The sequence below is a fragment of the Adlercreutzia shanghongiae genome (genome assembly GCF_035830635.1).
Taxonomy (GTDB): domain Bacteria; phylum Actinomycetota; class Coriobacteriia; order Coriobacteriales; family Eggerthellaceae; genus Adlercreutzia; species Adlercreutzia shanghongiae.
Window position 1 is genome coordinate 186,278 of sequence record NZ_JAYMFI010000011.1, and the last position, 13,846, is coordinate 200,123.

General features: G+C 65.6%; 14 protein-coding genes, 3 tRNA genes and 1 pseudogene. 15 read left to right on the forward strand and 3 right to left on the reverse strand.

Going from position 1 to position 13,846, the window contains the following annotated elements; all coding sequences use genetic code 11:
* Nucleotides 1–113: 113 nt before the first annotated feature.
* A complete protein-coding gene (locus VJ923_RS07050; RefSeq protein WP_326439974.1) occupies nt 114–1,103 on the reverse strand; it encodes a C-terminal binding protein in 990 nt (329 codons plus the stop codon).
* A 276-nt stretch (nt 1,104–1,379) separates the two neighbouring features.
* On the opposite strand from VJ923_RS07050, the gene VJ923_RS07055 reads away from it, so the two are divergent.
* From VJ923_RS07055 to VJ923_RS07065, 3 genes are all read left to right on the forward strand, one after another.
* Nucleotides 1,380–2,132 (forward strand): SDR family NAD(P)-dependent oxidoreductase, encoded by a 753-nt coding sequence (locus VJ923_RS07055; protein WP_326439975.1) that lies wholly within the window; start codon nt 1,380–1,382, stop codon nt 2,130–2,132.
* A 151-nt stretch (nt 2,133–2,283) separates the two neighbouring features.
* Complete coding sequence (locus tag VJ923_RS07060) at nt 2,284–2,610, forward strand: Veg family protein (RefSeq protein WP_326439977.1); 327 nt, start codon at nt 2,284–2,286, stop codon at nt 2,608–2,610.
* A gap of 66 nt (nt 2,611–2,676) precedes the next feature.
* A tRNA-Ala gene (locus VJ923_RS07065) sits at nt 2,677–2,752 on the forward strand.
* On the opposite strand, the gene VJ923_RS07070 is transcribed toward VJ923_RS07065, so the two are convergent.
* Together VJ923_RS07070 and VJ923_RS07075 are read right to left on the reverse strand one after the other, a co-directional pair.
* Complete coding sequence (locus VJ923_RS07070; RefSeq protein ID WP_326439979.1) at nt 2,741–4,240, reverse strand: recombinase family protein; 1,500 nt, start codon at nt 4,238–4,240, stop codon at nt 2,741–2,743. The genes VJ923_RS07065 and VJ923_RS07070 overlap by 12 nt on opposite strands.
* Nucleotides 4,227–4,733 (reverse strand): helix-turn-helix domain-containing protein, encoded by a 507-nt coding sequence (locus tag VJ923_RS07075; protein ID WP_326439981.1) that lies wholly within the window; start codon nt 4,731–4,733, stop codon nt 4,227–4,229. Before VJ923_RS07075 ends, VJ923_RS07070 begins: the two co-directional genes overlap by 14 nt.
* 273 nt (nt 4,734–5,006) lie before the next feature.
* Here VJ923_RS07075 and VJ923_RS07080 point away from each other — a divergent pair.
* From VJ923_RS07080 to VJ923_RS07135, 12 genes and pseudogenes are all read left to right on the forward strand, one after another.
* Nucleotides 5,007–5,086: transfer RNA gene (locus tag VJ923_RS07080), tRNA-OTHER, on the forward strand.
* A gap of 7 nt (nt 5,087–5,093) precedes the next feature.
* Nucleotides 5,094–5,170: transfer RNA gene (locus VJ923_RS07085), tRNA-Arg, on the forward strand.
* A gap of 135 nt (nt 5,171–5,305) precedes the next feature.
* On the forward strand, nt 5,306–5,590 hold the full coding sequence (locus tag VJ923_RS07090; RefSeq protein WP_326439983.1) for a hypothetical protein: 285 nt from the start codon (nt 5,306–5,308) through the stop codon (nt 5,588–5,590).
* A gap of 61 nt (nt 5,591–5,651) precedes the next feature.
* Nucleotides 5,652–5,942 carry a hypothetical protein gene (locus VJ923_RS07095; RefSeq protein WP_326439985.1) on the forward strand — a complete coding sequence of 97 codons (291 nt, stop codon included), beginning with the start codon at nt 5,652–5,654 and terminating at the stop codon, nt 5,940–5,942.
* The gene (locus VJ923_RS07100; RefSeq protein WP_326439987.1) at nt 5,939–6,712 is read left to right on the forward strand and encodes a phage antirepressor; all 774 of its coding nucleotides are present in this window, start codon (nt 5,939–5,941) and stop codon (nt 6,710–6,712) included. The genes VJ923_RS07095 and VJ923_RS07100 overlap by 4 nt, the downstream gene beginning before the upstream one ends.
* Nucleotides 6,705–7,277: an arginine repressor gene (locus VJ923_RS07105; protein WP_326439989.1), complete on the forward strand. Its 573-nt coding sequence runs from the start codon at nt 6,705–6,707 to the stop codon at nt 7,275–7,277. The genes VJ923_RS07100 and VJ923_RS07105 overlap by 8 nt, the downstream gene beginning before the upstream one ends.
* On the forward strand, nt 7,274–8,620 hold the full coding sequence (locus tag VJ923_RS07110) for a DEAD/DEAH box helicase (protein ID WP_326439991.1): 1,347 nt from the start codon (nt 7,274–7,276) through the stop codon (nt 8,618–8,620). The genes VJ923_RS07105 and VJ923_RS07110 overlap by 4 nt, the downstream gene beginning before the upstream one ends.
* Nucleotides 8,617–9,351 carry a DNA-methyltransferase gene (locus VJ923_RS07115; protein ID WP_326439993.1) on the forward strand — a complete coding sequence of 245 codons (735 nt, stop codon included), beginning with the start codon at nt 8,617–8,619 and terminating at the stop codon, nt 9,349–9,351. Before VJ923_RS07110 ends, VJ923_RS07115 begins: the two co-directional genes overlap by 4 nt.
* Nucleotides 9,336–9,779: pseudogene (locus tag VJ923_RS07120) on the forward strand (DNA cytosine methyltransferase); the annotation flags it as partial. The gene VJ923_RS07115 and the pseudogene VJ923_RS07120, both read left to right, overlap by 16 nt.
* A 142-nt stretch (nt 9,780–9,921) precedes the next feature.
* Nucleotides 9,922–10,098, forward strand: coding sequence for a hypothetical protein (locus VJ923_RS07125; RefSeq protein WP_326440063.1), 177 nt, complete (start codon nt 9,922–9,924; stop codon nt 10,096–10,098).
* 11 nt (nt 10,099–10,109) lie between these two features.
* Nucleotides 10,110–11,006, forward strand: coding sequence for a DNA cytosine methyltransferase (locus tag VJ923_RS12310; protein WP_326440061.1), 897 nt, complete (start codon nt 10,110–10,112; stop codon nt 11,004–11,006).
* Nucleotides 10,988–13,846 (forward strand): ERF family protein, encoded by a 2,859-nt coding sequence (locus VJ923_RS07135; protein ID WP_326439995.1) that lies wholly within the window; start codon nt 10,988–10,990, stop codon nt 13,844–13,846. The genes VJ923_RS12310 and VJ923_RS07135 overlap by 19 nt, the downstream gene beginning before the upstream one ends.

Below are 13,846 nucleotides of genomic sequence, written 5' to 3' on the forward strand. Positions count from 1 at the left end.
CCCAGGTCATAGCAGCGAACAAGAAAGCACATTTTCCAAGATTCCAGGCACGTTTTCCGTCGCTGTGAGCCGAGAAGCGCGTCGGTCTCAGCAGTCCGATTCGCAAAGTGCCCCTACTTCGCGAGCGCGCGGGGCAGCGCCTCGGGGTTCACGCAGGCCTCGGGATTGCGTCCGAGCACCACGTCGATGGCGTTCTGCGTGCAGCGGAGCCGCAGCTCGGCAGCCGACTCCTCGGACCAGTAGGCCGCGTGCGAGGTGAGCACGGTGCGGGGCGCGCCCATGATGGGGGCGTTAGGCGAGACAGGCTCGGTTTCGAACACGTCCAGCCCCGCGCCCCAGAGCTTTCCCGTGCAAAGCGCGGCGGCCACGGCGTCGTTGTCGATGACCGCGCCGCGGGAGGTGTTCACCACGACGGCGTCGTTCTTCATAAACCCGATGTTCTCGGCATTCAGCAGATGGCGCGTCTCGGGCACGAGCGCCGTGTGGAAGCTGACCACGTCCGCTTCGCGCAGCAGGTCCTCGAGGGCCAGATAGGGAAATCCCTCCGCGGTGGCGGTGCCGGGTGCGCCCTTGCGGTCCCACACTACCACGGAAAAGCCCAGGCCTGCGGCCTTGCGCGCCGTCGCGCGGCCGATGTTGCCGTAACCCACTACGCCGAAGGTGCGGCCGCGCACCTGGCCCAAGGGCCGGTGGCGGTGGAAGTCCCACACGCCGGCGCGCATGTCGGCGTCGATCTCGTTGATGCGCCGCAGGCAGGCGAGGGCCAGCGCGATGGTGTGATCGCTCACCACCTCGGTGCCGTAGTCCGGCACGTTGCACACGGCGCAGCCGGCTTCGGTGGCGGCGACCACGTCGATGTTGTCCACGCCGGTGCCGGTCTTGCTGATCACCTTCAGGTTCGGCAGCGCCTCGAACACCTCGGCGGTGAAGCGCCCGTAGGAGGTGATGGCCCCGTCGGCTCCGTGCAGATGCTCGATGATATCGCCGGGGGTGCGGGCACCCTTGCCGTTGAAGCTGGCGAAGCGAATGCCGGCGGCCTCCACCGCCGCGCGCTCGAAGTCGCAGTCGTCGAAGTCGAAGTCCGCCATCACGATTGTGGCCATGAGTGCCTCCCGTCCAGTTGTTTCGCTGAGGGCCATTGTAGGCATCGGGTCATCTTGCGGCCGCCAGAGCGCCGGGCTGGTCGGCAAGCTGTTATCGGAGGTGCCGCCTTTAGAGATAAGATTCTGGGGGCGGTCGCAGCGGCGAGCGAAGGGTTTCGCTCTGCGCTTCCGAAGCACAAGATGAACAGCTTGAAGACGCTTCGCTGCTGCAGGGACTCATTTGCCTTATACTGGGAATCGACCAGGGTCATTTATTCGAACAGAACGGAGTCGAATATGAAGAAACTCGAAGGACGCGTCGCCATTGTGACCGGCGCCAGCTCCGGCGTGGGCCGCGGGCTTGCCAAGGTGCTCGCCGAGAACGGCGCGAAGATCTGCGCCTGCGCCCGCCGCGTGGAGAAGCTCGAGGAGCTGAAGGCGGAAGTGGAAGCCTTCGGCGGCGAGGTGCTGCCGGTGGCGTGCGACGTGACCGACGTCGACCAGATCAACAACGTGGTGGCCCAGTGCGTCGAGTGCTTCGGAGGCATCGACATCCTCGTCAACTGCGCCCAGGGCGCCATGCAGTACCGCGAGATCAACGACGTGGACGAGGCCTATGCGCTGGAGGCCTTCGAGAGCGGCCCGCTCGCTTCCATGATGTTCATGAAGGCGTGCTTCCCCTATCTGAAGGAGAGCGGCCACGGGCGCGTCATCAACACCGCCTCGGCGGCCGGCTATGACGGCAATGCGGGCTTCGGAGCCTACGGCATGGCCAAGGAGGCCATCCGCGCCATCACGCGCACGGCGGCCAACGAGTGGGGCAAATACGGCATCACGGTGAACGTGTTCCTCCCCATCATCGCCACCGACTTCTTCCGCGAGACGCAGCCCGAGGCTTTGAAGAACCTGGAGTCGAAGACGCCGCTCGGCCGCATCGGCACCACCGAGGCGGACTGCGCCCCGCTCATCGTGCTGCTCGTCAGCGACGAGGGTGGGTATTTCACCGGCCAGTCCTACATGGTGGACGGCGGCATCCACAAGCACTCATAAGCGCTGCGGAATCTGTTGAAGCGCACTTCAAGTGAAGGCCCCGCTGGGGGCCTTCGTCGTTCCCGCAACCGAAAAAAGTTGCGAGGCTTGACAATCGTGGTATGATATGGGGCTGTACTTGTACCGCCAGCACACGTGAGGAAGTTCGTCAATGGATTTGGCCAAGCAGGCAAAGATCGTCGATGGCATTCATGATACCCTGAATGATTTCGTCGGTCAACGACTGAAGGTGCGCGCCAACATGGGCCGCTCGAAGATCGTCGAGAGCGAGGGTGTTCTCACTCAGGTTCATCCGCAGTTGTTCATCATGGAGGTCGATCGCAAGCGCGGTCGTACGGCCCGTCAGTCCTATCAGTACGTCGATGTCCTCACCGGCATGGTGGAGCTGTCCCAGAACGGCGAGCCCCTGTTCGCCCCGTTCGTGGACGAGTCCATGGAGCTTATCGACGTCACCGTCGAAGAGCGCATCGTCTCCTAAATCTACGGTTGACATTTGTCCTGAAAACGGGCAAACTATTGCCTTGCGCGATAAGCGCACCTTCGTGGGGATGTAGCTCAGCTGGGAGAGCATCACGTTCGCAACGTGGGGGCCGAGGGTTCGAATCCCTTCATCTCCACCATCGATTTATGGTACGAACACCTTCTGAACTGGCGTTTAGGGGGTGTTCGTTCTTTTTCAGGGAGACGAGTTCTTCCCATCCGAACACCTCGTCATCGTCGCCGATGGCGTAGACGATATGTATGTTCTCTCTATCTATGTAGATTTTGTCAATAAAGGTCTCGACAAGTATCTTGCACTGTTTGTCGTCGCACTCCGCGGCGTCGGCCATGCGGGCTATGTAGTCGCGCACGTCCTCCTCGTCGAGCAGCTTCCGGCGGTCGTACTCCTCGCGGGCCAGCTCCATGCCCAGGTGCAGGATGCGCCTCTCGTTCTCGTCGATCTTCGCCGATATGGTGGCGACGCCCTGGTTGTAGGACAGGGCCGCCGTCAGCGACTCGTTGGCGCGCTTGAGCTCCTCGCGCTCGGCCTCCAGCTCGTCCTTGCGGGAGGGGATCGAGGCGGCGTAGGCGAGCACCTCCTCCACCATGGCGTCCACCGCGCCGGGGTCCTCGAGGATCTCCCGTATCTCGGACAGCACGGCGCCCTCCACGCGGTCGGCCGGCAGCCTCATGCCGCCGCACGACCCCTTGCCGTTGCATATGTAGTAGCGGTACTTGTCCTTGGACTTGGAGGTGCCGCTCGAGCCGCACATGGGCGCGCCGCACTCTGCGCAGCGCAGGACGCCGGAGAGGGGGTACACGGCGCTCCTGGCGCGCTTCCTGCGCCCCTTGCGGCTCTTGCGCTCGGCGTCGGCGTCCTCCCAGAGCCACGGCTCCACGATGACGGGCATCTGCCCCTCGGCCACGACGCCGCCGTAGCGGTAGACGCCCTTGTAGGCCGGGTTCATGAGGACCTTGTTCACGGACGCCACCGTCCAGGGGTTGCCCATGCGCGTGCGGCTCTTGCGGTCGTTGAGGCGCTCGGCTATGGCGCCGGTGGACAGCCCTCCCACGTACCACTCGAACATGTCGCGCACGTTGGCGGCCTCGGCCTCGTTGACGACGAAGCGGTCGCGCTCGTCCACGTCGTAGCCGTAGACGCGCCTGCCGCTGGCGAGGTAGCGCTCGGCGTTCTTCCTCACGCCGTCGCGGATCAGCTTGGAGAGGTTGCGGCTGTAGTACTCGGCGATGACCTCTCCCATGGCCTCGTTCAGGAAGCCCTCGGCGGTGCCGGTGGACTCGCCCTCGCGGACGCTGGCGAAGCGGACTCCGGCGGCCCCGAGGCGCCGCTTGGCCGCCCGGGACACCTCCACGTTGCGGGCGAAGCGATCGGTCTTGAGCACCACCACGGCGTCGAACGCGCCGGACTCGGCGTCGGCGAGCAGGCGCTGGAAGGCGGGGCGGTCGGCGTTGGTGCCGCTCATGGCGAAGTCGCAGTAGGTCTCGCAGACGTCCCAGCCCTTGGCCGCGCACCAGTCGGCGCACTGCTCGATCTGTATCTCGATGGACTCCTCGCGCTGGCTGTCGGAGCTGTATCGGGCGTAGATCGCCGCCCTAGTCGCCGTCATTGTTCAGCACCTTCTCCTCGAAGTCGTACACGACGCTCATGAGCATGTTGCGCTGCCGGTTGTTGGCTGCGCTGTAGATGGCGATGAAATCGCGGATGTTGTCGTCCAGCTCCTCTCCGAGGGGGTGGCTTTTCGGCAGTGCGTGATCCACATTGACGACGATTGCCTCATCTGCGTCACTCGGCTCCGTCGTCTTGCTAACCAATTGTTGCTGCGAAAGCAGCTGCTTCTTGTTCTTTTTGCCAGTCGGTTTGACATCGGCAAGCCTCGTGCTGCCGTGAATGGACAGGACTTGGTCTATAGGGTCATCGAAAAAATCTGCAACTCTACAGTGCAAAAGATCGGCGAGTTTTTGGAGCTCGTCGGCCTTTGGGATTGTTCCGTTGCTTTTCCATGCAGAAGCTGCGCTTTTATTCTTTCCTAGCGCGATAGCCATGGCGCTAGGACTGGTCGCGTTCTGGCGACAAATGCGCTCAAAGTTCTCGTAAAACACAGTTCCTCCGAAAAAAGTTACAGATTACCTATTGACATTACAGTTCAACTCCGTAAAAATACGGAACAGTTCGATAACCTAATCAAGACATGAAACGAGCGAAACCTCGGACAATGACGAGGTCAGGACGTTTATTGCCTTAAATCAAGTTGGGAATCGATACTACCGTGACCTTACGTAAATGTCAATAACAAATACGTAAAGTTCCGCACCTTAAAAAGTGAATGACCGATGGACACGCTGGTCGGAAAAGCGACTCCAACATTCATCACGGGGGAATTAGGCCAGTGGCAGACCGCCGTGGGGCCCTCCAACAGAGACGCGGTGCGGAGGTTCGATTCCTCCATTCCCCCTAGACGCCGGGGCGTAGCCCAATCGGATAGAGCGCCCGCCTCCTAAGCGGGAGGTTGCCGGATCGTACCCGGCCGCCCCGGCCATTTCCATGCCATCCAACTATCAGAAATTGATAGCAGAACTATCAGAAATTGATTCTCCCGAACGGGAACCTTTACTAGCAACAGAGCGCTCGCCGCCCTCGCGGGCAGTGCGCGCCGAGATCGAGAGGAAATCGAATGTGCGAGATCAGAGAGGAGATTCGGCGCCTGTGCAAGGAGCTGGGCATCAGCCAGACGGAGCTGGCGCGCCAGCTGACGGCCCAGGGCCGCTACCGAGTGAACTCGAGCGAGTTCTCCCAGTTCATGCAGGGTCTGAACACCCCGAAGGGGAACCGCGTCCTGACGGACGCCCTGGCGCTGCTCGTGAACGAGCGGGACTATCGCGAGAACCTGGTGCGCCGCGCCAAGCACGAGGAGGTCCTGCCGGGCACGTGCAACGCCCCGGCGTTTACCGGCAACTGAGGCCCGAGAGGCGGCGGTCCTTCGCGGAGGCCGTCGCCCGCGCAATCAGAGAGGAGAAGAGATGCAGGGCACAAAAAAGCGCCGCCCCGACCAAGGAAAACGGCGCAGCAGCGGGAACGTGACCGCTGACCAGATTGTATCAAAGATCGCGCTTCTGTGCGCGTCGGCAGCGGCGCTCATCGCCGCCTCGTCGGCAGGGGGCGCAGACGCCCTCGTCGTCTGCGTGGCGGCCTACGGCGGAATCGTGGCCGGCTACGCGGTCGGCAGGAGCGAGGCGGCGCCGCGCCGCAGGGTGCACCGCAGGCGCGCGCCGAGGGGAGACGTGAGCATACCGAGAGGAGCCGCGAGATGAGCGGAATCAAGATTTTCGACAACCCGGAGTTCGGAGCGGTCCGGACATCCGAGCAGGACGGGGAGATCCTGTTCTGCGCCAAGGACGTGGCCGTGGCGCTCGGCTACAAGGACCCGACCAACGCAATCAAGCTGCATTGCAAGGGGGTGGTAAAACGCCACCCCCTTCAGACGCCAGGGGGAACCCAGGAGGTGCGCTTCATCGGCGAGCCGGACGTGTTCCGACTCATCGTGTCGAGCAAGCTGCCGAGCGCCCAGCGCTTCGAGGCGTGGCTCTACGAGGAGGTACTGCCGGCAATCCGCCGCGGCGGGGCCTACGTGGCCTCGATGCCCGACGAGACGCCCGAGCAACTCATCGCACGGGCGCTGGCGGCGGCCCAGGAGGCGCTGGCCCGCAAGAGCGCCCAGATAGACGAGATGCGCCCCAAGGCGCTGTTCGCCGACGCGGTGTCCGCGTCGAGCACGAGCATCCTCATCGGAGACCTCGCCAAGATCCTCAAGCAGAACGGCTACGACACTGGCCAGGTGCGCCTGTTCGAGCAGCTGCGCGGCGAGGGCTTCCTCATGAAGCAGGGCGCCTCGCGCAACATGCCGACCCAGCGCGCCGCCGAGGCGGGGCTGTTCGAGGTCAAGGAGTCCACGTTCCAGAACCCCGACGGGTCGGTGCGCGTGATCAAGACAACCAAGGTGACCGGCAAGGGCCAGGTGTTCTTCCTGAACCGCTACCTCGGCAAGGGCAACTGGGACGAGGGGGTGCTCGACCGTGATTAAGGTGCCGGCATCCGTGCTCAAGGCGGCCCAGCTGTTCACCGCCGCCTCGGGGCCCATGGCCCGCGTGAGCGTCCGAGGGGGCGAGTCGTTCTTCGACGTGTGCGCCACCGACCGCTTCTGCGTGTTCCGCGCGTTCAACGCCGGGCTGTCCAAGGGCGGCGAGGAGATGACCGTCGACGTGTCCGACCTCGCCAAGAAGCTGCGCGCGGGCGACGGGACGGTCGAGCTGTCCGACGTGGGCGGCGGCTACGTCCGCGCCGACGTCGTCGACGGTAGGCGCCGCTTCATGCGCCTGGTGGGCGAGATGCTCAAGTCCACCGACGCCAAGTTCCCCAACGCCCGCGACCTGGTGCCGCCCGACGCCGCCCCGGCCGTGGGCCTCGCCCTGGCCGACCCGAAGCACGTGCTGCGCGCGTGCCGCGCCGCCGAGGCGCTCAAGTCGGCGGGCGTGGAGGTGGGCTTCCTGCCCCGCGACAAGGGCGAGGCGCCCCTGCTCTTCGATCTTGCCCCGGGCAAGGAGGGGCTGTGCGCCCTCGCCCTCGTGGCGCCGAAGGTGCGGCGATGAGCGGCATCGAGCTGTACTCCCACCAGGAGACCGCGCTCGCGCTGCTGCGCGCCAACGACGGCTTCGCCCTGTTCATGGAGCAGGGCACCGGCAAGACTTTCCCCGTGCTCTTCCGGCTCGCCGAGCTGGCGGGGCAGGGCAAGGTCAGGAGCGCGCTCGTGGTGGCCCCCAAGGCCGTCTGCGACGGCTGGCGCGAGAAGATAGGGCAGCTGTCGGGGGAGCAGCGCCGCCAGCTCGGCTCCATCGAGCTGCGCATCGCCTCCTACGACATAGCGTGGCGGCGCGGCGACATAGCGGACGGGACCTTCGACGCCGTGGTGCTCGACGAGTCCCACTACGTGAAGTCGCCCTCGGCCAACCGCACCAAGGCGTGCATCAGGATAGCCTCGCGGGCGCGCTACCGGTGGATCCTCACCGGCACGCCGACGTCCAACGGGCAGCTGTGCAACCTGTGGTCGCAGATGGCCGTCGTCGACCCCGTCGCGGTAGTCTCGCGCGGCCGGGAGTACATATACCCGGGGTGCCTGGGAGGGGACTCCTACTACAAGTGGATCGAGCGCGTGGCGCTGCTGGACAAGTGGCGCAAGCCGCGCAAGTACATCGACGTGCAGGGCGTCCAGGAGGCCGTGGGCGCGCTGTCCTACCGCATCACCAAGGCCGAGTGCCTCGATTTGCCCGAGAAGCTGCCCGACGAGGTCCTGCGCGTGTCGCTCGACCAGACGGTCAAGCCCAAGTATCGCTCCATGGCGAAGAGCTCGGCGATCCTCGAGCTGGACGCCCTGGCGGGCAACCCGCTGGCGCGCTCGCTGAGGCTTCGCCAGATCGCCTCGGGCTTCATCGACACCGACGACGGCCGCGTGGAGCTGGCCTGCCGCAAGCCCGCCGCGCTCAGGGAGTTCATAGGCGGCTTCGAGGGCAAGTTCGTGGTGTTCTGCGAGTTCCGCCGCTCCATCGACGAGGTGTCCTCCGTGCTCGCCGCCGAGGGCGTCGGCCACGTCGTGCTGGACGGCCGCAGCCCCGACAAGGGGGTGTGGAGGGAGTTCCAGGCGGACCCGACGGTGAGGGCGATTATCTGTCAGTACCAGACCGGATCCGCCGGCATCGACCTCTACGCCGCCGACACGTGCATCTTCTACGAGCCGACGCTCAGGAGCGACCTCAACGAGCAGGCGCGCGACCGCATCCACCGCGTGGGGCAGACCCGCGCGTGCTCCTACTACTACATGCTCACCGAGGGCACCGTCGAGACGGCCATCTACCGCGCGCTGCGCAACTACGAGGACTTCTCCGAGGCCCTGCTCACGGAGTACCTCTCCGAGTACACGAAGGGGGAGAGGCTATGAGACCACGGCTTTTCATGGGCGACTGTCTGGATATCATAGCCGATCTGCCCGGCCACAGCGTGGACATGGTGCTCTGCGACCCTCCTTACGGCTGTACGAGGAACAAGTGGGACTGCGCCGTGGACCTCGGCGCGCTGTGGGACGGGCTGCTGCGCGTTACCCGGCCCGGGGCGGCTGTGGTCATGTTCGGCAGCGGCATGTTCACGAGCGACCTCATGCAATCCAATCGGAAGATGTGGAGATACAACCTCGTGTGGCGCAAGACGAACCCGACGGGCTTCTTGAACGCGAGGCGCCAGCCGCTGCGCGCCCACGAGGACATCGTTGTCTTCTGCGACCGCCAGACCGCCTACAACCCCGTAATGACAAAAGGCCCCAGGAAGGTTTCCTCGGCCGAGCACCGCCGCAACTCGAGGCTGTCGGACAACTACGGCGCCTACGAGCCCAGCGGGTACGACTCCGACGAGCGATACCCGACGAGCGTCCTCACCTTCCCCAGGGACACGCAGAGAAGCCCCCTGCACCCGACGCAGAAGCCCGTGGCGCTCCTGGAGATGCTGGTGCGCATGTACTCGGACGAGGAGGCGACCGTGCTGGATTGCTTCATGGGATCCGGCTCGACGGGCGTCGCCTGCGCGAGGACGGGCCGCGGATTCGTGGGCATCGAGGTCGACGAGGGCTACTACGAAGTGGCGAGAGAGAGGATCGAGGCCGAATGCTCAGATACATAAGCCTTTTCAGCGGCATAGAGGCCGCGTCGGTCGCCTGGGAGCCCCTGGGATGGGAGCCCGTGGCGTTCAGCGAGATAGAACCGTTCCCGTGCGCCGTATTAGCGGAGCGGTTCCCGGAAGTGCCCAACCTGGGCGACATAACCGAAATCGATTGGAAGGAGGTGCTCGATGAGCTCGGAGAAGTCGACCTCATCGTCGGCGGAAGCCCTTGCCAGAGCTTCTCTGTCGCAGGGAACAGGGCCGGCCTCGCGGGAGAGTCCGGCCTCATGTTCGAGTACATACGAGCTGTTCGCGAGGTCCGTCCGAGATACTTTGTCTGGGAGAACGTCCCGGGAGCGCTCTCGAGCGAGGGCGGGGCTGCTTTCGGACAGCTGCTCCGGGAAATGGATGCGCTCGGGTACGGTCTGGCGTGGCGAGTTCTCGACGCGCAGTTCTTCGGCGTGGCCCAGCGGCGCGAGCGTGTGTTTCTTGTCGGATGTCTTGGAGACGGGGGAGCACCTGCGGAGGTACTGTTTGAGCCCGAGGGCCTGCGCTGGGATACTCCGTCGAGCCGAGACAAGAGGAAAGCCCTTGCCGCCGCTGCTCTACAGGGCGCTGTGGAGCGTCATCCTGGAGCACCTGGGCAAGGCGATGACGGAGCTGACCGATGCCGACCTCGACGAGTTCGAGGACAAGGGCAAGAGGCTGTCCCTGCCTGCACCCTCCAGGTTCGCTGCGGGTGCGCCGGGGGGGGCAAGGGAGCCCTGATACAGGAGGAGGTGAGCGCCACGCTCTCGACCTCCAACGTGCAGACGCTGTTCCAGCCGATCGGGTTCCCCTATAACGCAGCCGGCAATGCCGCTGGCTACGGGATGGGCGAGAACGTCGCACCTACTATTCGCGCGGCTAGATCCGGCGAGAATGCCGTGCTGTGCATCCAGGGCACCGTCGCCAACGGCAAGCGCATGGGCCAGAACGGCTCGGGCGTGTGCGTGGACGGCTCGTGCTACACGCTCGACACCATCGACCCCCACGCGGTCTGCTACGCGCAGAACCAGCGGTACGAGGTCCGCGCCGAGAACGGCGACGGAGCCATCTGCGGGGCGCTGCCCGCCAACCCGTCGGGAAAGCAGCTCCAGTTCGTGGCCTACGCCATCCCCTCTAACGCCATAGGCGCGCCCAACAGCGGCACCAACAGCTCCATGGCCGTGGAGGAGCTGTGCCCCACCATGAAGTCGGACGGAAAGGCCCACGCGGTCGTCTGCATGGCCGACGGCAACGCCAAGGCCGCCGTGGACGAGGACATGTGCGGCTCCCTGAAGGTGGGGGGGGGGTCGGCCGTTCGTTGCGTACCGAGCAACGGGGAGGACATCGTCGGTGCCCTCTGCGCACGGGACAGCAAGGGAGTCGGCAGCCAGTGCGTCGGAGAGGGGAAGGTGATAGCGATGGCCTGTGAGCGCATCGAGCCGCCCGAGTACATCGTGCGGCGGCTGACCCCCACCGAGTGCGAGCGGCTTCAGGGCTTCCCGGACGGGTGGACCGATGTCGAGCACAAGGGCAAGCCCGCCAGCGACGCAGCCCGCTACAAGGCGCTCGGCAACTCCATGGCCGTGCCGGTCATGCGCTGGATAGGGGAGCGCATCGAGGAGGTGGAGCTGTGGAGCTTGCTGACCTAGACATAAGGGTGTTCGACTGCGAGGTCTACGCCCACGACTGGCTGTTCTGCTTCAAGCGGCGCGGCGCGGATGAGCGGTTCTCGGTATGGAACGACGCCGGGGCCGTGAGGGACTTCCTCGACGGGGCCGACGGCGCGGTGCTGTGCGGCTTCAACTCAAAGCACTACGACCAGTACATCCTCAAGGCGGTGCTGGCCGGCTGCGAGCCGGAGGAGGTCAAGGACGTCAACGACTGGATCATCGCGGGCAACACGCCCTGGGAGCACCCCTACCTCAGGGGCCTCTTCACGGCCCTGCCCCAGACCGACCTCATGGACGACATGCAGGTGGGCACGTCGCTGAAGTCCATCGAGGCCCACCTCGGCCGCGGCATCGTGGAGACGTCGGTGCCCTTCGACATCGACCGTCCGCTCACCCCCGCCGAGCGCGAGGAGGTGGAGCGGTACTGCTGGGAGGACGTGGACGCCACCGAGGCGCTGCTGGAGCTGCGAGGGGACTACCTCGCCACCAAGCTGCACCTGGCGTCCTACGCCGACATCGACCCGGTGCGCGCGCTCGGCATGACCGACCCGAAGCTGGCGGCCGCGATCTTCAAGGCCGAGGCCATAGCCGACATAGCCGAGGACGAGCGGGACTACGAGTTCCCCGAGAGCCTCGACTACGGGGTCGTGCCGGCCGACGTCGTCGAGTTCTTCGAGCGCATCCGCGACCCGTCGGTGGGCGACGAGGAGCTGTTCAAGTCGCAGCACGTGCACCGCTTCGCCGGCTGCGACGTCACATTCGCCTTCGGCGGCCTCCACGGGGCCGTGCCGAAGCTCAGGGCCGAGGCGCGCCCGGGCAGGCTGCTGCTCAACTACGACGCCGGCAGCCTGTACCCCTCGCTCATGATCAACTTCGGCTACGTCTCGCGGGCGGTGCCGTCCCCGGACGTGTTCCGCGGCATCAGGGACGAGCGCTTCGAGGCGAAGGCCGCCGGCGACAAGCGCACGGCCAACTCGCTCAAGAGCCCGCTGAACAAGGCCTACGGCGCCATGGGCAACCGGTACAACCCGATGTACGACCCGAAGAACAAGCTCTCGGTGTGCGTGAGCGGCCAGCTGGCCGTCGCCGAGCTGATGGCCCGCTACGAGAAGGTGGAGGGGCTGCGCATCATCCAGGCCAACACCGACGGCGTCGCCATCGACGTGCCCGAGGGCGCCTACGGCGAGGTGCTGGCCGTCAACGACGAGTGGTCCGAGCGCACGGGCTTCCTTCTCGAGGAGGACAGGATCGACCTGCTCTGGCAGAAGGACGTCAACAACTACGCCATGCGCAAGACCGACGGCTCCGAGAAGGTGAAGGGCTCGTACCTGGTGCGCGGCATCAGCCCCATCGGCGCGTGGAGCATCAACAACAACGCCGTCGTCGTGGCCGAGGCGCTCAAGCGCTGGCTGCTCGACGGGGTGCCCGTGGCCGAGACCATCACGGCCTGCGACGACCCCATGGCCTTCCAGCTCGTGGCGAAGGCCTCGGGCAAGTACTCGGAGGTGTTCCAGGTGCGCGAGCTGCCGCACGGCGACCCCCGCGAGGGGGAGGGCCCGCGCGCGCTCGGCGAGCTGGGCGTCGCCAAGGGCGGGTCCCCGCCGCGCCTGGTGGGCGTCGGCAGGGGAGACGGCTACATCTGGGAGCTCGGCGGCCGGGGGCGCTCGAGGGCCTACGAGCTGCGGCGCAAGGTGCCCATGCAGCGGTGCAACCGCGTGTTCGCCACGAGGGACCCCACCCTCGGGCGGCTCTACAAGGTCAAGAGGGCCGACGGGTCGGTCGCGCGCATCGAGTCGCTCCCGGAGCACTGCCTGGTGTGCAACGACCTGCCGCCCTCGATCCTGAACATCGACAAGAGCTGGTACATCGCGCTCGCCGAGAGGCGGGCGCTCGACTTCGAAAAGGAGGAAAAGTTGGAAGAGAACGAAGTCAAGGAGGAGGTGGCGGCGAAGAAGCCGGCCTCCCGCAAGAAGGCGGCCCAGCCGCCGGAGACGGACTGGAAGTCCGCGAACGTGTGGCAGAAGCTCGCGACGGCGCGCCGCCGGTTCATCGAGGGCGGCATCGAGAAGAGCGGCGTCAACCCGAGCCAGTCCTACGACTACTTCGAGCTGGCCGACATCGTGCCGCGCCAGACGGCCATCTTCGAGGAGCTGGGCCTGATCGAGCTGGACACCTACTGCAAGCCCGCCGTGGTCGGCTACGTGCCCGGCAGCGACGGCGAGGCCGTGCCGGTGATGAGCGAGCCCGAGGGCGTCGCCACGGTCGTCAACACCGACAACCCGACGGAGGCCATCGAGTTCCGCATGAAGTGGGGCGAAGTCGAGGCCATCATCTCGAAGAGCAGCGGCAAGGCCGTGAACATGCCCATCCAGCGCAACGGCTCGGAGGAGACCTACATGCGCCGCTACCTGAAGATGCTCGTGCTGGACATCGTGGAGGCCGACAAGGTCAACTCGGTGGACCGCGACGAGGTCGAGGCCCCGGCCCCGGCCAAGAGCGCCAAGACGAAGGCGCCGAGCGCGTCCAAGCCCAAGGCCGCCAAGAAGGCCTTCAAGCCCGTCAGCGCCTCCGAGCGCGGCGCGGCGGCAGAGAGCGTGTCGGACCCCGACGGCCCCGCCAACGCGCTGCAGCTGCGCGCCCTGAAGGGGTCGATCAAGAGCGTGATGGTCTCCTACGGAAAGAACCACCCCGAGGTCGCCCAGTACATCTCCCAGCTGTCGGTGGAGACCGACAAGCTCGCCAACATCAGCAAGTCGCGCTGCGAGGAGGCCATCAAGGCCCTCGGCGACTTCGCTGCCGAGTACGAGAAGGAGGCCTAG